The 20763-nt window shown below is 69.0% G+C and carries 18 protein-coding genes and 1 tRNA gene; 6 read left to right on the top strand and 13 right to left on the bottom strand.

Going from position 1 to position 20763, the window contains the following annotated elements; all coding sequences use genetic code 11:
- Positions 1-106: 106 nt before the first annotated feature.
- The 3 genes from JNB61_RS18775 to JNB61_RS18765 all read left to right on the top strand — a co-directional run bounded on the left by JNB61_RS18775 (position 107) and on the right by JNB61_RS18765 (position 2168).
- Positions 107-880: a 3-oxoacyl-ACP reductase gene (locus tag JNB61_RS18775; protein WP_220292886.1), complete on the top strand. Its 774-nt coding sequence runs from the start codon at positions 107-109 to the stop codon at positions 878-880.
- Between the two features lie 116 nt (positions 881-996).
- Entirely contained in the window at positions 997-1713 is a 717-nt protein-coding gene (locus tag JNB61_RS18770) for a FadR/GntR family transcriptional regulator (RefSeq protein WP_220292887.1), read from the top strand.
- A gap of 44 nt (positions 1714-1757) precedes the next feature.
- Positions 1758-2168: a dehydrogenase gene (locus tag JNB61_RS18765; protein WP_159847337.1), complete on the top strand. Its 411-nt coding sequence runs from the start codon at positions 1758-1760 to the stop codon at positions 2166-2168.
- Positions 2169-2499: 331 nt separating this feature from the next.
- Here JNB61_RS18765 and radA read toward each other — a convergent pair whose 3' ends face one another.
- Positions 2500-3870, bottom strand: coding sequence for a DNA repair protein RadA (gene radA, locus JNB61_RS18760; protein WP_220340629.1), 1371 nt, complete (start codon positions 3868-3870; stop codon positions 2500-2502).
- 75 nt (positions 3871-3945) lie between these two features.
- On the opposite strand from radA, the gene JNB61_RS18755 reads away from it, so the two are divergent.
- Complete coding sequence (locus JNB61_RS18755) at positions 3946-4395, top strand: SRPBCC domain-containing protein (protein WP_220340628.1); 450 nt, start codon at positions 3946-3948, stop codon at positions 4393-4395.
- Positions 4396-4438: 43 nt separating this feature from the next.
- Here the strand turns inward: JNB61_RS18755 and JNB61_RS18750 are convergent, their stop codons facing one another.
- Positions 4439-5392: an L-lactate dehydrogenase gene (locus JNB61_RS18750; protein WP_220340627.1), complete on the bottom strand. Its 954-nt coding sequence runs from the start codon at positions 5390-5392 to the stop codon at positions 4439-4441.
- Between the two features lie 52 nt (positions 5393-5444).
- Positions 5445-6818 (bottom strand): MFS transporter, encoded by a 1374-nt coding sequence (locus JNB61_RS18745; RefSeq protein WP_220340650.1) that lies wholly within the window; start codon positions 6816-6818, stop codon positions 5445-5447.
- 173 nt (positions 6819-6991) lie between these two features.
- Here JNB61_RS18745 and JNB61_RS18740 point away from each other — a divergent pair.
- Positions 6992-7082: transfer RNA gene (locus JNB61_RS18740), tRNA-Ser, on the top strand.
- A 238-nt stretch (positions 7083-7320) separates the two neighbouring features.
- On the opposite strand, the gene JNB61_RS20590 is transcribed toward JNB61_RS18740, so the two are convergent.
- The 9 genes from JNB61_RS20590 to JNB61_RS18695 form a co-directional block, all read right to left on the bottom strand.
- Positions 7321-7953, bottom strand: coding sequence for a TetR/AcrR family transcriptional regulator (locus JNB61_RS20590; RefSeq protein WP_308291303.1), 633 nt, complete (start codon positions 7951-7953; stop codon positions 7321-7323).
- The gene (locus JNB61_RS18730; RefSeq protein WP_220292890.1) at positions 7950-8717 is read right to left on the bottom strand and encodes a tyrosine-protein phosphatase; all 768 of its coding nucleotides are present in this window, start codon (positions 8715-8717) and stop codon (positions 7950-7952) included. Before JNB61_RS18730 ends, JNB61_RS20590 begins: the two co-directional genes overlap by 4 nt.
- Positions 8714-9559: a phosphonate ABC transporter, permease protein PhnE gene (phnE, locus tag JNB61_RS18725; RefSeq protein WP_220340626.1), complete on the bottom strand. Its 846-nt coding sequence runs from the start codon at positions 9557-9559 to the stop codon at positions 8714-8716. The genes JNB61_RS18730 and phnE overlap by 4 nt, the downstream gene beginning before the upstream one ends.
- Positions 9543-10352 carry a phosphonate ABC transporter ATP-binding protein gene (locus tag JNB61_RS18720; RefSeq protein WP_220340625.1) on the bottom strand — a complete coding sequence of 270 codons (810 nt, stop codon included), beginning with the start codon at positions 10350-10352 and terminating at the stop codon, positions 9543-9545. Before JNB61_RS18720 ends, phnE begins: the two co-directional genes overlap by 17 nt.
- The gene (phnD, locus tag JNB61_RS18715; protein ID WP_220340624.1) at positions 10352-11260 is read right to left on the bottom strand and encodes a phosphate/phosphite/phosphonate ABC transporter substrate-binding protein; all 909 of its coding nucleotides are present in this window, start codon (positions 11258-11260) and stop codon (positions 10352-10354) included. Before phnD ends, JNB61_RS18720 begins: the two co-directional genes overlap by 1 nt.
- A 270-nt stretch (positions 11261-11530) precedes the next feature.
- Positions 11531-12358 carry an alpha/beta fold hydrolase gene (locus JNB61_RS18710; RefSeq protein ID WP_223214972.1) on the bottom strand — a complete coding sequence of 276 codons (828 nt, stop codon included), beginning with the start codon at positions 12356-12358 and terminating at the stop codon, positions 11531-11533.
- Positions 12358-13173 carry an MBL fold metallo-hydrolase gene (locus JNB61_RS18705; protein WP_220292894.1) on the bottom strand — a complete coding sequence of 272 codons (816 nt, stop codon included), beginning with the start codon at positions 13171-13173 and terminating at the stop codon, positions 12358-12360. Before JNB61_RS18705 ends, JNB61_RS18710 begins: the two co-directional genes overlap by 1 nt.
- A gap of 25 nt (positions 13174-13198) precedes the next feature.
- On the bottom strand, positions 13199-14044 hold the full coding sequence (locus tag JNB61_RS18700; RefSeq protein ID WP_223214971.1) for an alpha/beta hydrolase: 846 nt from the start codon (positions 14042-14044) through the stop codon (positions 13199-13201).
- 24 nt (positions 14045-14068) lie between these two features.
- On the bottom strand, positions 14069-14893 hold the full coding sequence (locus JNB61_RS18695) for an alpha/beta fold hydrolase (protein WP_220340623.1): 825 nt from the start codon (positions 14891-14893) through the stop codon (positions 14069-14071).
- 146 nt (positions 14894-15039) lie between these two features.
- Between JNB61_RS18695 and JNB61_RS20585 the strand changes: the two genes are divergently transcribed.
- Positions 15040-17769: a helix-turn-helix transcriptional regulator gene (locus tag JNB61_RS20585; protein WP_308291305.1), complete on the top strand. Its 2730-nt coding sequence runs from the start codon at positions 15040-15042 to the stop codon at positions 17767-17769.
- Between the two features lie 165 nt (positions 17770-17934).
- On the opposite strand, the gene JNB61_RS20580 is transcribed toward JNB61_RS20585, so the two are convergent.
- Positions 17935-20022 carry an alpha/beta hydrolase-fold protein gene (locus JNB61_RS20580; protein ID WP_220340621.1) on the bottom strand — a complete coding sequence of 696 codons (2088 nt, stop codon included), beginning with the start codon at positions 20020-20022 and terminating at the stop codon, positions 17935-17937.
- Positions 20023-20763: the final 741 nt, after the last annotated feature.

Genomic DNA, 20763 nt, shown 5'->3' with positions numbered 1-20763 from the left:
CCGGCCCCCACGACGGTGGCGATGTCCGGATCTCGCGGGGTTCGGGGCGCGGAACCCGGCGAAGTCCGGACTTCGCACGGCAGAAACGGAAGGGAAGAGGAACAGCATGGATCTGACCCAGCGACTCAAGGACCGGGTGGCCGTCATCACCGGTGGCGCCTCCGGGATCGGCCTGGCGACCGCTCGGCGCTTCGCGGCCGAGGGCGCGCGCGTCGTCATCGCCGACCTCGACCCCGCCGCCGGCGAGCGTGCCGCCGCCGAGGTGGACGGCCTGTTCCGTCCGGTGGACGTCGCGGACGAGGCATCCGTCAATATGCTGTTCGACTCGGTCGCGGGCGATCTGGGGAGTGTGGACATCGCGTTCAACAACGCCGGCATCTCACCCGCCGACGACGACTCGATCGAGACGACGGAGCTGCCCGCGTGGGATCGCGTGCAGGATGTCAACCTGAAGAGCGTCTACCTGTGCTCGCGCGCGGCGCTGCGCCACATGGTTCCGGCCGGCAGGGGCTCGATCATCAACACGGCGTCGTTCGTGGCGCTGCTCGGCTCGGCGACCTCGCAGATCTCCTACACAGCGTCGAAGGGGGGCGTGCTCGCGATGACCCGCGAGCTCGGCGTGCAGTTCGCGCGACAGGGCATTCGGGTGAACGCGCTCTGTCCGGGGCCGGTCAACACGCCGCTTCTGCAGGAGCTCTTCGCGAAGGACCCGGAGCGGGCGCAGCGTCGGCTCGTCCACGTGCCGATGGGCCGCTTCGCCGAGCCCGAGGAACTCGCCGCCGCGGTCGCCTTCCTCGCCTCGGACGACGCGTCGTTCATCACCGCCACCGCGTTCGTCGTGGACGGCGGCATCACCAACGCCTACGTCACGCCGCTGTAAGGTCTCGCCATGCTCGCAATTCAGGCAGAACGACGGGGGTGGATGCCGCACCCCCGCGCTTGCGGGGGTGCGCCGTCGTGCAGCCTGGGCCAGGAGCCAGATCGCGCGGCTCAGTCATGACGGACTCCCCGCTGCAGGAGGTGCGCAAGGCCGTGTATCGGCCGGTGCGCGAGGGCAACGCGCTCGAAGACACGGTCGCCCGCCTGGTGCAGACGATCCGGCTCGGCGTCGTCGCGCCGGGGGAGTCTCTCCCGTCGGAACGAGAGCTCGCGGTCCTCTACGCCGTAAGTCGCGACACCGTGCGCGAGGCGATCCGCGAGCTCGCCGACACCGGCTACCTCGTGCGCCGCCGCGGCCGGTACGGCGGCACCTTCGTCGCGGATCCGCTGCCGCAGCCGCCGCATCCGCGCGACGTCACCCCGGCCGAGCTCGAAGACGTCCTCGGCCTTCGCCGCGTGCTCGAGGCGGGCGCGGCCCGCGCCGCCGCCGGTCGCACGCTCGACGCCGCTGCCCGCGACGAGCTGTGGGCGCGGTACGAGGTCGTGGCCGAGGCGTCCGCATCGGACTACCGGCGGCTCGACACGCTGCTGCACCTGACGATCGCCGAGCTCGCCGGCATCCCGTCGCTCGTCGCGCTCGCCGCCGAGAACCGTGCGCGCGTGAACGAGTGGCTCGACACGTTCCCCCTGCTGCCGCGCAACATCGAGCACTCCAATCTTCAGCACGAGCGCATCGTGACCGCGATCCTCGCGGGGCGACCGGATGCTGCGGAAGCCGCCATCCTCGAACACCTCGCCGGTTCGGAGGCCCTGCTGCGCGGCTTCCTCGCCTGACGATCCCGCCGCGTCCTCGTTCTGCGGGCGATTACGCTGGACGGGTGGCAGGCAAGAAGCGTGTGAAGAAAGCGAAGGAACCGCTCGAGTTCCGCAACACGCAGCTCGGCGACGCGCTCCAGACGCAGGACATGGCCGCGGTCGCCTTCGCGCTCAGGCACGGTCCGACCGTCGTGCCGCTGATGCGACCCGGCCACCGCGACAACCCCCTCGACGTCGGCGAGGTGTGGACCTACCGCGACGCGAAGACCGGCGACGTCGCCCTGCTGCTCTTCAGCGATGCCGCGCACAAGCCCGAGACGCTGCCGCCGGGCGTAGCGCTGCAGTCGCCGGCCTGGCTGCGCGCCTTCCTCGGTGCGCACGAGGACGAGATCACCACGGTCTTCTTCGATATCGCCGGTCCTCATCCGCTGCAGGCGTCACCGTCCGACCTCATCGCCGCGCTCGACGCCTGACGGCAGCCCTCGACCCGGCGGACCTTCCCGGGTTTGGGGCGCGTCGCTGCCATTCGGGGCGCGTCCGGCGCGCCCCGAATGACACGCATGCGCCCCAAACCCGAGTGGCGCCCCAAACCCGAGTGGCGTCCCACGGTGGCGGCCGCGGCGGAACCGGACACCCCGGGCGAGGGGTTTGCGTCCGCGGGGACGACGGGGCAGACTCGCCGGGTGGAATTCCTGCTCGTCGGAATCGTGTGCGCGACCGGACTGGTGATCCCCGTCGTGCTCGGGTACGTCGACCCCGCGCGCCGGCGCCGGCCTCGCGGCCGCTGAACGGACCGGCCGAACCTCAGAACTCGGGGACGTCTTCCCCGGGCCGGCCCTTGGACCGCACCCGCACGTCACTGACGGCGCCGCCCAGCGATCCCGACCGGTGGTCGATCACATCTCGGTAGCCGAGACGCGCCCCTTCGGTGCGGCGCTGCGCCGCCTGCGTGACCGGGCGCACCTCGCCCGCCAGGCTCAGTTCGCCGACCACGGCGATGTGGCGAGGAATCGTCCATCCCTCGACCGCGCTGGCCACGGCGAGTGCGATCGCGAGGTCGGCCGCCGGTTCGGCGAACCGCACGCCGCCGACCGTCGAGACGTAGACGTCTTGATCGGAGGTCTTGATCTTCATCCGCTTCTCGAGCACCGCCAGCACGGTCGCGACCCGTGCCGCATCGACACCGTTCACGATGCGCCGAGGGTTGCCCGACTTGCTGTCGATCGTGAGGGCCTGCACCTCCACCGGCAGCGCCCGCCGGCCTTCGAGCGCGATCGACACGCAGGTGCCGGGCTCCGTGCTGCCGTGCCCGAGGAACAGGGCGCTGGGGTCGGGCACCTCGGCGATGCCGGCACCGGTCATGTCGAAGCATCCGACTTCGTCCGTCGGCCCGAAGCGGTTCTTGAGTGCCCGCACGAACCGCAGGGAGGTCTGCCGGTCGCCCTCGAACTGGCACACCACGTCGACGAGGTGCTCCAGGATGCGGGGCCCCGCGATCGAGCCGTCCTTCGTGACGTGACCCACGATGATCGTCGGGAGTCCGCGCTCTTTGGCGACGCGGATGAGCGTCGCCGCGACCTCGCGCACCTGCGAGGGGTGCCCTGCCATGCCTTCCGACAGGGCAGACGACACCGTCTGCACCGAGTCGACGATGAGAAGTTCGGGCGCCACGTCGTCGACGTGGCCGAGGATGGTCGCGAGGTCCGTCTCGCTCGCGAGGTACAGCTCCTCGTGGAGGGCGCCGGTGCGCTCGGCGCGCAACCTCACCTGCGCGGTCGACTCCTCGGCGCTCGCGTAGAGCACGCGGCGTCCGGCCTTCGCGGACTGCGCGGCGACCTCGAGCAGCAGGGTGGACTTGCCGACCCCTGGCTCGCCCGACAGCAGGATCGCGGCGCCGGGCACGAGCCCGCCGCCGAGGACGCGATCGAATTCGGCGACGCCCGTCGTACGCCGCGGGGCATCCGCCGTGTCGATGCGCGTGATCGGCTGCGCAGCGCGCCCCGCTCCGGGCGACACCGGCGTGACCGACCGGAGAATCCCCGTCTGCTCGGCGGCCTCGACCACCGTGCCCCACTGCTGGCACTCGCCGCAGCGCCCGACCCACTTGAGCGTGGTCCAGCCGCACTCGGTGCACCGATACGGGGCGGTCTGCGTCGGGCGTCGGGCAGCGGGCATGCGATGAGCCTACGTCCGGCCCGCGACATCGTCCGCGAGCCCCGCGCGGGATCGGTCGAGGCGTAGGTTGACATCATGCGTGTGGACTCGGCATCCCGTCTCATCGCCGCCGCCCCGGAGCGCGTCTTCGCCGCTTTCACGGATGGGGAACAGCTCCTCGCCTGGCTGCCGCCGTCCGGGATGAGCGGCCGCTTCGATCGGTTTGATCCGGTCGCCGGGTACCGCATGGTGCTGACCTACGACGAGGCACCCGAAGGCGGCGGAAAGGCGAGCGCGGACGCCGACGTCGCCGAAGTGCGCCGCGTCGAGCTCGCGCCGCCGCACCGGATCGTCGAGGCGATCGACTTCCCCTCGGACGATCCCGCCTTCGCCGGCACGATGACGATGACGTGGAGCTTCGAGCCCCGCCGCGGCGGGACCCTCGTCACCGTCGAGGCGACCGACGTCCCCGCCGGCATCTCTCCCGAAGACCACGCCGAGGGACTCGCCTCGTCGCTTTCGAACCTCGCCCGCCTTCTCGAGTGAGGCAACGGATGCCACGGGCCGCAGCATCCGCCTTCGTACGACGTCAGCTGCGCATCGAGTCGGCCACCTTCTTCAGCGCGTCGGCCGAGGCGTGCAAGAGCTCGAGCTCGTCAGGGGCGAACTGGGTCTCGCGGATCGGCTCGGCGCCCGCCGCACTCACGATGGACGGCACCGAGAGCGCCACGCCGTCGACGCCGTGGAAGTCGCGCAGCACGGGGGAGACCGGCATCACGGCGCGCTCGTCGTTCAGGATCGCCTCGATGATGCGGGCGCTCGACAGGCCGATCGCATAGTTCGTCGCGCCCTTGCCCTGGATCACCTTGTAGGCGGCGTCGCGGACGTCGATGGCGATCTGGTCGAGCTCCTCGGCCGTCATGCGGTCGCCGGCGGGCGTGACCCACTCGAGGATCGGCACGGTGCCGATGGTCGCCTTCGACCACAGCGGGAACTCGGTGTCGCCGTGCTCGCCGACGATGTACGCGTGCACGCTCGAGGTCGAGACGCCGGCGCGCTCGGCGAGCTTCCAGCGCAGACGCGAGGTGTCGAGCACGGTGCCCGAGGCGAAGATGCGCTCGCGCGGGAGGCCGGTCTCCTCCTGCGCGAGCACGGTGAGCACATCGCAGGGGTTCGTGACGATGACGTACACGGCGTCGGGTGCCACGCTGAGCAGCTGCGGCATCATCGTCTTCATGATCCCGGCGTTCACCCCGGCGAGCTCGATGCGCGTCTGACCCGGATTCTGCTTCGCTCCTGCCGTGATCACGACGACGTGTGAGCCCTCCACCACCGAGAGGTCGCTGCCGCCGATGATGTCGCTGGTTCCCGTGAACTGCGTGCCGTGGGCGAGGTCGAGCACCTCGGCCTCCACCTTCTGGGTGGCGATGTCGTAGAGGGCGACGTGGCGGGCGGAGCCGCGGATGAGCGCGGCATACGCGGCGCTCGAGCCGACGCTGCCGGCTCCGACGATGGTGACTTTCGAATTCTCGATGACGGCCATGCCGCCAGTCTTGCAGTCGGCGGATGCTGCGAGCCACCGTTTACCGCCGGGTCTATGCCGGCTCGGCCGGCGGGTAGAGGGCGCGATCCGGATTGCGGATGCCGACGAACGATGTGATCCCGCCGGCGATCATGAGCACCGCTGTGACGATCGCAGCGCGGTGGAAGCCTTCGAGGTCGAGCGTGCCGCCCACGATGCTGGCGAGCAGCGCGATCGCGATCAGCCCCGCCACGCGCGCCACCGCGTTGTTCACCGCGGAGGCGATGCCCGAGCGCTCCGGCTCGATCGCGCCGAGGATCGCCGAGGTGAGGGGCGCGACGGTGAGCGCGAGGCCGGCTCCCATCACGATCATGCTCGGCAGCACCTGCCACCAATAGGAGAAGTCGCTGCCGACCGTCAGGAGCAGCAGCGCGCCGACGCCCATCGTGATCGGCCCGATCGTCATGAAGAATCGTGGCCCCCACCTCCCGCTGAGTGCGCCGACGCGGGAGCTGAAGAGGATCATCAGGATCGTCATCGGCAGACTCGCGAGTCCGGCGAGGGTCGCCGGAAGCCCCGCCCCCTCCTGCAGGTACACGACGACAACGAGTCCGTTGAGCGCGAGCGCTCCGTAGATGAACGTGGTCGCGATGTTGCCCATTCGGAAGTTGCGCGCGCGGAACAGGTCGAGCGGCAGGATCGGGTGCCGCACCGTGCGCTGACGCATCACGAACGTGAGAAACAGCAGCGCGCCGAGGACGAGCGGAATCCAGATCCCGGGGGAGGCCCACCCTTGATTCGGCTGCTCGATGAGTGCGTAGACCATCCCGCCGAGGCCGAGGGTGCACAGCACCGCGCCGAGCCAGTCGATCGATGCATCCTGATGCCGCGTGTCGCGGAAGCCGCCGCGTGCGAGCAGCACGAGGGTGACGCCGATCGGCACGACATTGATGAGGAACGCCCACCGCCACGATGCGAAGTCGACGAGGATCCCGCCGAGCAGTGGCCCGACGATCATGGCCGACGTCGTCATCGCCGTCCAGATGCCGATCGCGCGACTCTGCGCCGGACCGCTGAAGTTGGAGGTGATGAGAGCCAGCGAGCTCGGCACGAGGAACGCGCCCGCCGCCCCCTGCACAGCGCGCGCGACGATGAGGAACTCCGCCGTCGGAGCCGCGGCGATCGCGAGGGACGCGACGGCGAACCCGATGAGCCCGATGCGCAGCACCAGCACCCGCCCGTAGGCATCGCTCACCGATCCCGCGACGAGGATCAGCGCGCCGAGCGTGATGAGGTAGGCGTCGACGACCCACTGCTGCGTCCTGATGCCGCCGCCGAGCTCGTCGCTGATCGCCGGCAGCGCGACGTTCACGATCGTGCCGTCGAGGAACGCCACGAACGACGCGAGCACGGCGATCCACAGCACGTACCGCTGCGTCGTGGCCATTCGGCCGGGGACGGATGCGGGCGCCTCCGCCGGATGATCGTCGGTCACGATCCCACGCTAGACCCGCCCGGCGACACCGGGGCCGGCGGTTCCGAGTCGCGGGCGGACGACCCTGGACCGAGGGGAACGGCGCCGATTCGCGGCATCCGTTTTCGTGTCGTAAGCTTGTCCGCGGTGACGTGTCCGAGCGGCCGAAGGTGCAACTCTCGAAAAGTTGTGTAGGGTAACCCCCTACCGTGGGTTCAAATCCCACCGTCACCGCCATGAAAACCCCTGTTCAGCAGGGGTTTTCGTTTTGCGCAGGCCATCGTTTGCCCACAATGGTCCACGCTCCAGGAGCGGTTCGCGCTTCGATCATGCCGTCGACGGGATCGAGGAGCACGCGAACGACGAATGACCCAGCCGCGTGCACATCCCTTGACGGCAACGACCGCGGACCATGGCGCATGCGCCGGACACCCACGCTGTCCTCGCCTCGTGAAGGGGTGAGGTCTGACCGGCGTCAGGGCTGGTCGGCGAGCATGCCTCGCCAGGCGATGTCGAACGCAGCCTGGCAACGCTGCCAGACGACCGGATCGCTCATCTGGTCACCGCGGACCACGAGTTGGTAGTAGACGACGCCGGCGAGCAGATCGAAGCAGGTGGCCGGGTCGAGGTCGGGACGAAGGATGCCGCGGTCGATGCCGGCGCCGATGGCACGCTCGAGCGGCTCACGGCGGCGGGACACGTGGGAGGCCCAATACGCGGTCTGCAAGTCGCGGTCGGTCATGGCGAGCCGGATCCGGTGCCGGAACCGTTCCTCCGAGTAGCCCACGACGCTCACGCTCTGGCCCCCCACGAGCGCCCCCATCACCGCCGCGCGGAGGTCGCCGTCGAGCGGAAGGTCGGGCGGCACAGTGCGGCCGACGTCCAGTGCGGCGGCCACGAGCGTGGTCATCGACGGCCAGCGGCGGTAGATCGCCGCGCGGCTGACACCACTGCGGTGCACCAGCTGGCGAACAGTGACGGTCTCGCCTTCGTCGATGAGCGCGAGCGCGGCGGTGAGGATCTGCTGGTCGAGGTCATCGACCCGGGGCCGGCCGGGGCCACGGCGTACCGCGGCCCCGGTCTGCTCTGCGGGCGGAGCGATGCTCACACGGCCACCGCGCGAGCGCGCAGCCGTGCCACGATGTCGTCCGTCAGGCCCGCCGCACGGACCGGGGCGAGGGCGTCGCCGTGCCGCTCGCGGAGCCGGGCGAGCAGGGTGCGCATCGAGATGTCCATGGGTTCAGCATCCGTCGTCGATGCGGTCATCTCGTCGAGGTCGAAACCGAGCCGCTCGAGCAGCACGCCCATGACGGGCTTCATGCGTGCCTGGATGGCGGCCATGTTGGCGTCGGTGCGGGCGTAGTCGGCGACGATGTCGTCGTCGGCGGCGCCGAGGGCGAGCAGCAGCATCGCGGCGAGCACACCGGTGCGGTCGCGGCCGGCGGCGCAGTGGAACGCCGTTGCGCCGGGGGCGAGCGCGATGATCGACAGCGCGGTCGCGAGCTGCGGCGCGGAGGTCTCGACCATGTGCACGTACATCTCGCCCATCGACACGTGGTCGAAGGCGACGCGGCCACCCTGCGGCATGCCCGCTCCGATGCTCGCCATGAGCGGCAGGTGGTGGTACGCGACGGCCTGGTCGGCCAGCGGGCCGCGGCCGGTGAGGGTCACCTCGTCGCTGGTGCGCAGGTCGATCACTGCCACGAGCCCGCGGTCGACCAGGTCGTCGGCGTCCTGCGGGGTGACGACGGCGAGGTCGTCGGCGCGGAGGGCGATGCCTTCGCGCAGCACTCCGCCGGCCACCGGGATGCCGCCGAGGTCGCGGAGGTTGACGGGAGCGCTGAGCTCCAGGTCGATGAGGGCGGCGGTCATGTGATTCTCCTTCTGACGAATGCGCTGACCTGGTCGATCGCGGTGACCAGGACGATGATGCAGATGACGATCGCGCACAGGTGCCCGTAGTCGTACATGCGCATCGCGGTGGTGAGCTCGAGGCCGATGCCGCCGGCACCGACGAGCCCGAGGATGGTCGCGCCGCGCACGTTGCCCTCGAACAGCAGCAGCGTGTACGACACGAGAAGCGGCGCCGCTTGCGGCAGCACGCCGTACTGGATGATCTGTCGCTTCGAGGCGCCGACGGCCTCCATCGCGACGAGCGGTCCGCGGTCGACGGATTCCATCGCCTCGGCGAAGACCTTGCCGATGGAGCCGACCGAGCCGAGCGTCATCGCGAGGATGCCCGCGAACGGTCCGAGCCCGACGGCCGACACGAACATCAGCGCGAACACCAGGTCGGGTACCGACCGGATGATGTTCATCAGCCATCGGCACGGGTAGTAGACCCATTTCGGAGCGATGTTGGATGCTGCGCCGAAAGCGATCAGGAGGGCGAAGACTGCGCCGAGCACGGTGCCGACGATCGCCATCTGCAGCGTCTCGATGAGCAGGGCGACGATGGTGCCGAAGTCGGAGAAGTCCGGCGGAAACAGCCGACCTAGGAACTCGGTCATGTTCACCGCGCCTTCGGCGAGCTTGGCGAAGTTGAACTCGGCGCCTTGGAAGGACCAGACCAGCACCGCGAACGCGGCGAGCAGGCCGAGTCCGAACCGGGCGCGTGGGATTCGGAAGGCGTGCTCGAGGCGGTCCCGCTCCTGCGGGTCCAGCTGCGGTGCGTTCGCCTTCTGGTGGCGCGGGCGCTCAGTGGTGGTGCTCACCGGCGTCCTCCTCGTCGTCGTAGACGACCGCGAGGGCGGTGGCGTCGAGCTCGGCGGTAGGTGCCGACACCACGACCTCGCCGTGCTTCAGGCCGACGATCCGGTCGCTGTGCGCGAGCGCGAGCGGCAGCACGTGCAGGCTGACCAGCACGGGGATGCCGTCGTGGCGGGCGATGTCGCGCAACAGGCTCAGTACCGAGTCGGCGAGCTTCGGATCGAGCGAGGCGACCGGCTCGTCGGCCAGGATCACCCGCGGCCGCTGCATCAGGGCGCGAGCGATGGCGACACGCTGCTGCTGCCCGCCGCTGAGCGACCGGGCCGGTGCGGTGGCTTTGTGGGCGATGCCGACCCGGTCGAGCAGGTCGAGGGCGCGGGTGCGCTGCTCCCGTGTGAAGCCGCCGACGAGGTTGAACGGCCCTGCGTGGTGCAGGGCACCCGTCAGCACGTTGGTCAGCACGCTGAGCCGGGGGATCAGGTTGAACTGCTGGAACACCTGCCCCACCTGCGCGCGCAGAGCCCGCAGTTCACGCGGGCGCATCGCGGCGACCTCCTGCCCTGCGACCTGGGCGCTGCCCCCGGTGATCGGGGCGAACCCGGTGAGGCTGCGCATCAGCGTGGACTTGCCCGATCCGGACGCACCGAGCAGCGCCACGGTCTCGCCGGGTCGCAGGTCGAGGTCGACACCTGTGAGCACCGGGGTGCGGTCGTAGGCCACCGCGAGGTCGCGCACCGACACCACAGGGGACACGGATGCTGCGACCGCCGCAGCATCCGTCGTTGCGGTCAGCGTCATCAGCGCAGATCCTCGAGCTTCACGCCGGCGACGGCGGCGATGTCCACGAAGCCCTGGAACAGCTCAGGCTTCGGCGCGATCACCGTCTCGCGGCCGATGAAGCCCTCACCCAGCGCGCCGAGTGCCTCGGCGTTCTCCTCTGAGAACACCGCCGGCAGCGCCTCTTCGAGGAGCGCGCGGGTCTCGTCGTCCAGCGACTGCCGTGCCAGCACCGTGCCCGCGACCGGCATCGACGGGCTCTCGCCAACACCCCGCCACTCGCCGTCAGCGAACGGGAAGTACGGCTCACCCATCTGCGTCAGCATGATCGCCGTGCAGGCGGCATCCACCTGTCCCTGCTCCAGCGCGGCGAAGCTGCCCTCGTGGCCGCCGGCGAAGATCGCCTCATAGTCCTCGCCCTGCTCGAGGCCCGCCTCGTGGAGCATGTAGACCGGCATGAAGTAGCCGGAGCTGGACGCCTGGTCCGCGAACGCGACCGTCTTGCCCTCCAGGTCTTCCACGTCCTGAATAGGGGAGTCCTGCAAGACGACGCAGGTCGAGACGGGGGTGTCGTCGCCCTTCCAGGCGAGCAGTGCGTCGACCTCTCCGGTGTTGACCGCGAGCGCCGAGGGGAACCCGCTCATGATGCCGATGTCGACGTGGTCGGCGCGGATCGCCTCGACCACGCTCAGGTAGTCGGGCACGTCGGTGACCTCGACGGTGCGGCCGGTCTCCTCCTCCAGCAGTGCAGCGAACGCCTCGATCGGGTTCTCGGCCGACGGGTCGTCGCCGAGCGGGATGGTGGCGATGGTGATCGGGACGTCGGCGACAGCATCCGTGTCAGACGCGGATGCCGCACCACCGCAGCCGGTGAGGGCGAGCGCGGCGATGCCGAGGAGACCGAGGGCGGGGATTGCGGGGGAGCGCATGTGGGTGTCCTTCCAGAAGTTCGGGGATTTCGAGAACACCGGTATGCAAACTCCGTGAGGTGACCGCGAATTACGAGACCGCTGGACCGCGAATGAAACGGAAGATGAACAACTCGCACCCCACCCCGTCTCGGCGACACCGCCAGCTTCGAGTCCCGTGCCAGTGTGATTCACTCAGCTGAGACGGGACTCGTTTCGTTTGGTTCGGCTGGGCTTCGCCCGCAGCGGCCGGCCCATCGGACGGACATTCCGACGGGCCGGCCGGGGTGGTCACTTGGCCGCTTGCTTGATGAGGGCGATCACGGCGGCCGGTTTGCTGATCATCGGCACGTGTGACGTGTTGACCTCCACGGTGGTGGCGCCGGCGCGTTCGGCCATCACGCGCTCCGCCTCAGGCGGGATGATGCGGTCCTGCGTCGCGACCATGTACCAGCTCGGGATGCTCTGCCACGCCGGCGGCCCCGACGGGGTGATCAGCGAGGCGTACGATCCCGGACGCTGCGAGGCGGCCATGGTCCGTGCGAGCGTCTTCGGCACGTCCTGGGCGAAGAGGTCAGGGAAGAACGCGGGGTCGATGTACGCGTCGGCATCGCCCTCGCTCGCGCCGGGGAACGGGCGGATGACGAGGTGATCCGTCACCTCCGTGTGCCCGCCGCCGAGGGAGTTCGCGGCAGCGACGGACTCGCCCTCGTCGAGGGCGTAGGCGGCGATGTAGACGAGTGACGTGACGTCGGGGTCGTCGACCGCTGCGTTGGTGATCACCGCACCGCCGTAGGAGTGCCCCACGAGCACGATCGGGCCGTCGATGGTCCCGAGGAAATCTCGCAGGTACTGACTGTCGTAGTCGATTCCACGGAGCGGGTTGGAGAACGCGATGACGGGGTAGCCGCCGGCTTCGAGGGTCGGGGCGATGAGGTTCCAGCCGCTGGAGTCGGCGAACGCGCCGTGAACCAGCACGATCGTCGGCTTGGGACCGGTGGGTCGCGCCGCCGTAGTGGGTTCGGCCGTGGCCGGCGCAGCGACACCGGCCATGGCCGTGAGGGCCGCGATCGCGACGGCAGCGAGCCCGAGAAGGCCCCGGCGCTTTCGAGTGTTCATCAGTCGTTCCTTTCAGCGTGTGCGGTGGTGGGGTCGGTGAGGTCGACGGCGGTGCCGTCAGGGAGCCAACGGATCCGGTCTCGGACGGCGGAGGGGGCGGCGCGGATGCCGTCGCGCATCCCCGTCTCGCCGTCCCGGAAATGCGACCAGCCGTCGAAATGCGCCGGGATCGCCACGCGCGGTCTCAGCTCGCCGATGAGGGTCACGGCGTCGGCGCCGGTCATCGTGTATCGGATCGGCCCGGTCAGCGGGAACCCGACTCCGCCGGCGTTCACGATCGCCGTGTCGACGTCGAGGCCGCGAGCGAACGCTCGCAGGCGACGGGTGAGGACCGTGTCTCCCGTGGCCCACAGGTCGTACCGCGGCCGTGGCGGGCGGCGGATCAGGAAGCCGATGACTGCGCCGACGATCGCGCGGCTCAGAGGAGGCCCGTGTCGCGCGGGTGTGGCGGTGACCTCGAGGGCATCCTTGCCCGCCGACTCGAGAAGGATGCTCTCGCCGGGTCGCAGACCGCGCGCATTCGGCAGCCCGAGCCGGCCGGCCCCGGGCGCCGTGGTGACCACGGTTCCTGCTGTCGGCAGCAGTGCCCTGCCGCGATCGTCGAGGTTGTCGGCGTGGTGGTCGTGGCTGACCAGCACGACATCGATGGGCCCGAGAGCCTCCGGCTCGATCGCGGGTGGGAGTGTCTTGACGCTCGAGGTCCCCAGTGCGAAGGCGTAGCGGCGCCCTGGCGGATCGAAGGTGGGATCGATGAGGATGCGCCAGCCCGCGTGTTCGACCAGCACACTGGGGCCTCCGATCCGAGTGAGCTTCATCAGCGGGCCTTTCGCCTCGGACAGCTCAGACGGATGCTTCGCGAGTGGTGTTGCGGGCGTGGCTCAGGGCCCAGTCCAGTGCGTAGTCCGCGACCTCTTCCCAACCGTCCTGGCTGACGATGCGGTGGGTGCGACCAGGGAACTCGATCTGCTCCACGAGAGCAGAGCCCTGCGCGTACTTCCGCAGCGTCGCCCTCTGGATGGCGGGCGGTGCGACGTGATCGATTCCCCCCGAGATGAGCAGGAGGGGTGCGCGGTCGGGTTTGTGGAAGTCGACGCGCGTGATCCCCGTCTTCTGCCTCGGCAACGACAGCACACCTTCGAAGAACACGCGGTTCACGGAGTTCACCGCGCTGCCCTCCCACTCGCGGTCCGACTCCTGCCGGGTCAGGTCGTTGCCGAAGGTGTAGTGGAAGTGTCGCTTGGTGAACCGGTTCGCCTTGCGCATGCGGAACGGGTTGGAGAGAATCGGCAACCCGGTCCGCAGGGTGGAGAACGGGAGGGAGAGCACCCCCGCCGGCTGCCCGGGTTCCACTCCGACGCCGGCCACCCCCAGACCGCGGTCGAGCAGCATCTGGATGAAGATCCCGCCGAACGAGTGGCCCATGATGATCGGAGCCTCGGGCAGCGCCCGGATGATCCGATCGTACGAGTCGACGATCTCGGTGATCGAGACGTCCTCCAGCGCGCTGGGATCGCGGCGGACATCCGCGGGGGTTCGATCGTCGATCCCCGGCCACCCGGGGGTGAGGACTTCGTGGCCCCGGGCGCGGAACCGCTCAGCCCAGGTGTCCCAGCTGGAGGGCGTCATCCACAGTCCATGCACCAGCACGATCGGCGGGAGACCTGGTGTCATGCCGGGTTGGCTCATGTTCGTGTTCTCCGTTTCGTGCGGTCAGCGTTCGACGAACGCGAGGATGTCGGCGTGGAGTCGGTCCCGATCGGTATCGGGAAGCCCATGGGGCCGCCCTTCGTAGACGAGCAGTTCGGCGCCGGAGATCTTTTCGGCCGAGAGCTTGCCGCTGATCTCGAAGGGGACGATCTGGTCGTCGTCGCCGTGGATCACGAGCGTCGGGACGTCGACCTCTGCGAGGTCGGGGCGGAAGTCTGTGGCAGAGAACGCGGCGATGCACTCGTAGGCGTTGCGGGTGCCGGATGCCAGACCCTGCAGCCAGAAGGCGTCGCGGGTCCCCTGCGGCACATCGCCGGCGCGGTTGTTGCCGAAGAACGGCCCGTCGGCGAGGTCGCGGTACAGCTGTGAACGGTTCGCGGCTTCGCCGGCGCGGATGCCGTCGAACACGTCCATCGGCAGTCCGTTCGGATTGTCGTCGGTCCTCACCATGAGTGGCGGCACCGCCGAGACGAGAATGAGCTTCGCGACACGTGCCGAGCCGTGGCGCGCCACGTAGTGGAGAACCTCTCCGCCGCCGGTGGAGTGACCCACCAGCGTCAGGCCCTGCAGATCCAGGTGGTCGATGAGACAGGCGAGGTCGTCGGCATACGTGTCCATCTCGTTGCCGGTCCAGGTCTGCGTGGACTTGCCGTGCCCCCGTCGATCATGTGCGATCGCGCGGTGGCCGTGGCTCGCGAGGAAGAGTGCTGCCGACTCCCACGCGTCCGAGTTCAGTGGCCACCCGTGGCTGAGGAGCACCGGGGTGCCGTCGCCGCCCCAATCCTTGTAGAAGATCTCGGTTCCGTCGTCGGTCGTAACGTAGGGCATGGCGCCTCCTTCGCGGTTGCTGCCATCCCACCGACTCGGCGAACGTCGCGCACCACGTGAAGCACGTAGTCCTTCGGGCCGGTCGCCTCCGACCTCGCGGGACGGCGCTCTTCCATTCGTTGTCGTCTCGTCGATAATGTGCATCCATCGACGATGGGCCGGAGCTTCTAGGGCGGAACGCGGAGACCGAACGGCTCCGCGTTCTGTTCGCGGGTGCGAGGAATCAGAGCGGTGGCGCCCTGCTCATCACCGGCGACCCGGGAATCGGGAAGACGACCCTCGTGGAAGCCGCACTACGCGACCAGCCCGGTCTTCGTGTGCTGCGCACGCAGGGCGTCGAAGTGGAGTCCACGATCGCGTACGGTGCACTCCAGCGGCTCGGCCGACCCCTCATCGAGTACGTCGACGAGCTGCCCCCGGCTCAGCAGACGGCGCTGCGCATCGCCGCCGGCGTGCAACAAGGACCTCCGCCCCAGCCGGCGCTCGTCGGACTCGGGTTCCTCAACCTCCTGGCACGCGCTGGTATGGATCAGCCGACTGCCTGCGTGGTCGACGATGCACAGCATGCCGACGCCGAGTCGCTGCTCGCGCTCGGTTTCGTCGCCCGACGGATCGCCGCCGAACGCGCGTGCGTCGTCATCGCCGCGCGGTCGGACGAGACCGTCCAGAGCGGGCTCGCAGGTGTTGCGCGTCTGGAACTGGGCGGACTCGATCGCGACGCCGGATCAGCGTTGCTCAGGGGAGCGGCAAGGGGGCTCCTCGACCCCACGGTTGCTGCGGACTACGTCTCGTACACCGCCGGGAATCCCCTCGCTCTCCGAGAGCTCGCCATCGAATGGTCTGCGGCGGAACTCACCTCCACGGCGATCGCCCACTCGCCGATCCCGATCGGCCGTCGGCTCGAGCAGATCTATGCGCGCCGGTTGCGGGAGCTGCCCGAAGCCAGCAGGCGATGGCTGCTCATCGCGGCGGTCGAATCCAGCGGAGATGTGGCGGCCGTGAACGCCGCCGCCGAAGCCCTCGGTGTTCCGCTGGACGCTTCGGGCGACGCCGAGCGCATCGACTTCGTGCACGTGCGCGACACGATTCGTTTCCGGCATCCACTCATCCGCTCGGCGGTCTACGCCGCAGCTATCGGGGCCGATCGCCGGAGCGTGCACCGCGCCCTCAGTGATCATGCGCGAGCCCGGAACCAGCTCGAGGTCGCGGCATACCACGCGGCTGCGTCGGTCGATCGGCCGGACGACGACGTTGCGGCGGAACTGGTCGCCGCGGCCGACGCCGCCGGCGCGCGCGGCGGCATGCTGTCTCGCGCGCATCTGCTCGCGCGAGCGTCCGGGCTCTCCACGGCGGTCGCCGACCGCAGCGAACGGTCTGTCGGGGCCGCCGAGGCGGCCCTGAGCGCGGGGGCTGCCCAACTCGCTCTTCAACAGCTCGACCGCGTCGACGACTCGACTTTGAACGACGTCAGCCGGGGACGCAAGCTCATTGTCGAAGCGATGGCGGGCCTGTTCCTCTCCGATCCGGAAGGGCTGCGCGGTGGACTGGCGAAGCTGATCCAGGCGGCCGATCTGATGAGCGAGCTGGCACCGGAACACGCTCGGCGAACGCTGCTGCTTGCGCTCAACTCGGCCACGGTCACCGAGGAGCAAGCGGTCGGGGCGGACGTCCGCGAGCTCGCTGTGCGGATGCGGGCCGCGTCTGAGGGCGAAGACCTCACCTCTGTCCTGCTGCGCGCCGTCAGTTCCTTCATCCTCGACGACTACGGTGACGCGGCGCCGCTGCTGCGTGAGGCCGTCGTTGCGTTGCGCGGCGCGGCCGGCGAAGAACTCCCGGACTTCGGCTTCTATGTGACGGTCCCGTGCGTCGCGCTCTGGGACTGGGATGCTGCGGCCGAACTTCTCCGGCGCGCAGTAAGGGAGAGCAGGGATGCCGGCGCGCTGCGCGACGTGGATGCCTGCCTGTGGATCCTCAGCGCGGTCGAGATGAGCAGGATGAATCCGCGCGCCGCCGCCGAATACGTCGATCAGTCGGCGGAGCTGCGCCGGGCTTTGGGTGCCATAGACGAGCAGGCGGTCAACGCGGGGCTGCTCGCGTGGCAGGGCACGCCCCCCGCGATCGTGGAGCAGATCACCCATGCTGTCCACGAGGGAGGGTGGGGCGGGATCTCACGCATGGCCACCGGCGCGATTGCGATCAACGAGATCGCCTCCGGAGCCTACGAGGCGGCGTTCGAACGACTCTCACCGCTCGTCCGGCACCCGTTCCTTCAGGCGAGCTTCCACCACATCCCCGAATACATCGAAGCGGCCGCCCGCAGCGGCAACCGATCATCTGCGCAGTGGGGACTGGCGAAGCTCGAGTCCTACGCCGAGGCGAGCGGTTCAGGAGCCGCGCGTGGTCTGCGAGACCGGTCCCGCGCCCTTCTTGCCGAAGATGAGGATGCCGAGCGGCACTACCTCTCTGCGATCGACGCGCTCGTGGGTGCCCACCGTGGCGACGGCGCGCGCGCACGTCTGCTCTACGGAGAGTGGCTGCGCCGTGTACGGCGTCGCGCCGACGCGCGGGTGCAGCTGCAGAAGGCGTACGACACCTTCGTCGACCTCGGTGCAGTCACGTTCGCCGAACGCGCGCGCCGAGAGATCCAGGCCACGGGGATCGATGTCATCAGCGGAGCGAAACCCCAGGACACCCTCACCAGCCAGGAACGAGAGGTTGCCCTCCTCGCGGCCCGTGGTGCCACGAACGGCGAGATCGCCGCATCCATGTTCATCAGTGCGAACACCGTCGACTACCACCTGCGCAAGGTCTTCCGGAAACTGGAGATCAACTCACGACGCCAGCTCACCGATCACTTCACCGACCTGTCATCGTGAGCGCGGGTCTGCCGCGCACCGGCTGCGGTAGCTGGACATCGAGGTGCGCGAGCCGGCCGACAGCGCCTGGACGAGATGCTTCATCGCCGACAAGTGACCCGTGAGGGCGAGAACGTCGTTCTCGCCCTCACGGGCGTCATCCTGGCGGGAGTGACCGCTGAGGCCTCAGCCCTGGAACAGGCGCGGAAGCAAGTCGATCAGCGACTTCTGCCACACGTCCCAGCTGTGCGGACCAGGGATGATCGGAGCGAACTCGTGTTCGATCCCGCGGCTGTTCAGCGCGCTGACCAGGCTCAACGTGTTCGGGTAGGTGAAGTCCTGGATGTCGCCCGAGTAGATGCGCAGGAGCTTCGTGCCCTCGTTGATCGCCGAGACGTTCGCATTGGCCGGAGGGTTGGTGAACGCCGACATGGCCCCGATGTAGGCGAACTCGCCGGGCACCTGGTACAAGGTGCTCAATGCCGCAGCCGACCCCATGGAGAGGCCCGCGAGGGCGCGGTCCGCGGGCTCGCTGCTGACGTTGTACTGCGCCTCGGCGGCCACGGTGATGCGCTGCGTGATCTCCGTGGGGAAGTTCACGCCGTTGCCGTTGGCCATCACCACCACCATGGGAACGATGTTCCCCTTGGCGTAGTGATTGTCCAGGATCTGGGCGGCGAAGCCGACCTCGATCCAGTCGGTCCACGTCTGCCCGCCACCGTGCTGGAGGTAGAAGACGGGGTAGGCCTCAGCGCGATCGGGGTCGTAGCCCGGGGGCGTCCACACATAGGCGGAGCGAGTGGGGTTGCCGCTCGCGCTGCTCGTGTAGTTCATGACCTGGACGTCGCCGCGAGCCTCGGGTGCGACCGGTGTCGTGTACTCGCCACGGAGCGTCTCGTCGCCGGGTACCTGGAATGTGCTCCAGTTGCGCTCAGAGAGCACGGTCGTCGGGTTGGCGGTGTCCTTGCGATCTGACCCCTCCACCACGAACTTGTAATAGTACGAACCGGCCTCGACCGGCATCGTCAGACGCCAGCGTCCGTCCTCCTGCTTGGTCATGGGCGTGCGCGGCCAGCTGCCCGCAGGTCCGAAGTTGCCCCACACGGTGACGTTGTTCGCGCCGGCGAACTCGGTGCCGGTCTCGAAGGTCACGACGCCGTTCTCGTCGATCCAGGGCGTCGGCGTGGTGCCGGCAGCCGGGAGCGCGTGCGGCTCCAGCGGAAGATGCCCCTCACTCGGTCCGGTGTCGTCCGAAGCCTGGAAGACGCGCTGCGCGAAGTCGTGGAGGCTCTTCTGCCACGTGTCCCACGTGCCGCCGGTCTCGGGGTCGGAGCCGTCTGACTGGAACTCGACGCCCGCGGCGCTGAGCTTGTCGGCGAGACTCACCGTTGCGTTGTAGCTCGGGTCGGTGACGTTGCCGACGTAGAGACGGATGAGGTCGGTCGCGTCGTTGATCTCGCGTGCCTTGCCCTTGCCGACGTTCTGCTCGAGGTCACCCGAGAACGAGCCGACGTTCGAGAACTCTCCCGTGGCGCTGACCAGAAGGCTGAGGGCCTGCTCAGCTCCTCGCCCGATACCGGCGATCGCGCGATCGCCGGCGTCGCTGGAGACGTTGAAGGCCCCCTCCGCGGCGGGAAGGAGGTTCTTGACGACCTCGCCGCGGATCTCATCCGACTCGCCGTCGCCCATCACGACGACCATCGGTTCGGCCTCGCCTTCGACCGTCAGGTTGTCGAGGATCTGCTTCAACCGCCCGAGCTCGACCCATTCGCGATAGCTCTGCCCCTCATCCTGCAGGAGGTAGAGCACGGGGTAAGGCTCGGCACGGTTCTGGTCGTAGCCCGGCGGCGTCCATACCAGCGCGGAGCGCTCTGCGCCTGTGACAGAGCTCTGGTAGGTGAGATCCTCCAGCGCCCCTCCGTTGGGGACGTCGGCGAGCCATTCGGCGCCCGGGCCGTCGACGAACAGGGTGTTCCACGCGGGCTTCGAGGTCACCTCCTGCGGACTGGCGGGGTTGCGGAACGCAATCGCATCCTGGTTCCAGGCCGGACGAGCCGAGTACTGGTAGTAGTAAAGTCCCGGCTCGAGCGGGCCGATGGTCGAGGTCCAGTTGCCTCCGCTGGCCCCCATGTTCAGGGTCGTCCACGTCTTGCCCGGCGCGAAGTTTCCTTCGACGGCCACGACCGAGCCTGTGATGCCGGTCGCCGGCTGGATCGCCGAGTTGGGAACCGCGAAGCGATAGACGTCAGGGACGACGTTATCGACCTCGGTCACCCAGGGATCCTCAGCGGCTGCGGCCGGCTGCGCCGCGAGGAGTGAGGACACTCCCAGCGCGGCCGCAGTAGCGAAGGCCACCAGTACACGACGGGGGCGCTTCTGCGTGCGCCGCCCTTGATCTGTCCACATCACCATCGAGTTCCTCTCGTGTGCAGCCCGCACCGCGTCATGCGGGAGCGTCGACACCGGAGGGATCACAACCTCCGGCGGAGCGGCGACGAAGCTCCGATCACACGGTTTACAACGTCGTAATTTCCGTTCCCGCCCATCGTGGGGTCTCGGGCAGGTGAAGGTCAAGGAAAAATTCTAACGTTGTACATATGCGGAGCGAGAGGGCTCGTTCGCCCCTCCCCGGGAGGGCATCGCAACCCGATCCGGCCATCGATCGCCAACGGGAATCGCGGTCGCGCGCACCACACGGACGCCCACCCGGGTCCCGATTGGACGAACGCGGCTTCGGCAGGTAGAGTTCTTGTTGTTCGCCCCAAAGGGTAGAGCGGAAGGCCTCTGGGTCTGGCTCCCCTCAAGTAGTGGACAGCCTCCCGCATATGAGATCTGGTTTCCGGGTCGTCCGCTTGTCGGTTGTGTGGGGGGACTCGCCTGGGGGGCATCGGTCAGTTTGACGGAGTCGCTCCCGCGAGGTAGGATAGTGAAGTTGCCCAGCCGGGGCGCGGGTCGTGGGATTCGTTGCTGGTTGGTGCGTCCGATCTTTGAGAACTCAACAGCGTGCACTTGTCA

This window comes from Microbacterium ureisolvens (assembly GCF_019511645.1).
GTDB lineage: Bacteria > Actinomycetota > Actinomycetes > Actinomycetales > Microbacteriaceae > Microbacterium > Microbacterium ureisolvens_A.
The sequence above is the reverse complement of the archived record's forward strand: the minus strand, read 5'-3'. Positions and strand labels throughout refer to the sequence as shown.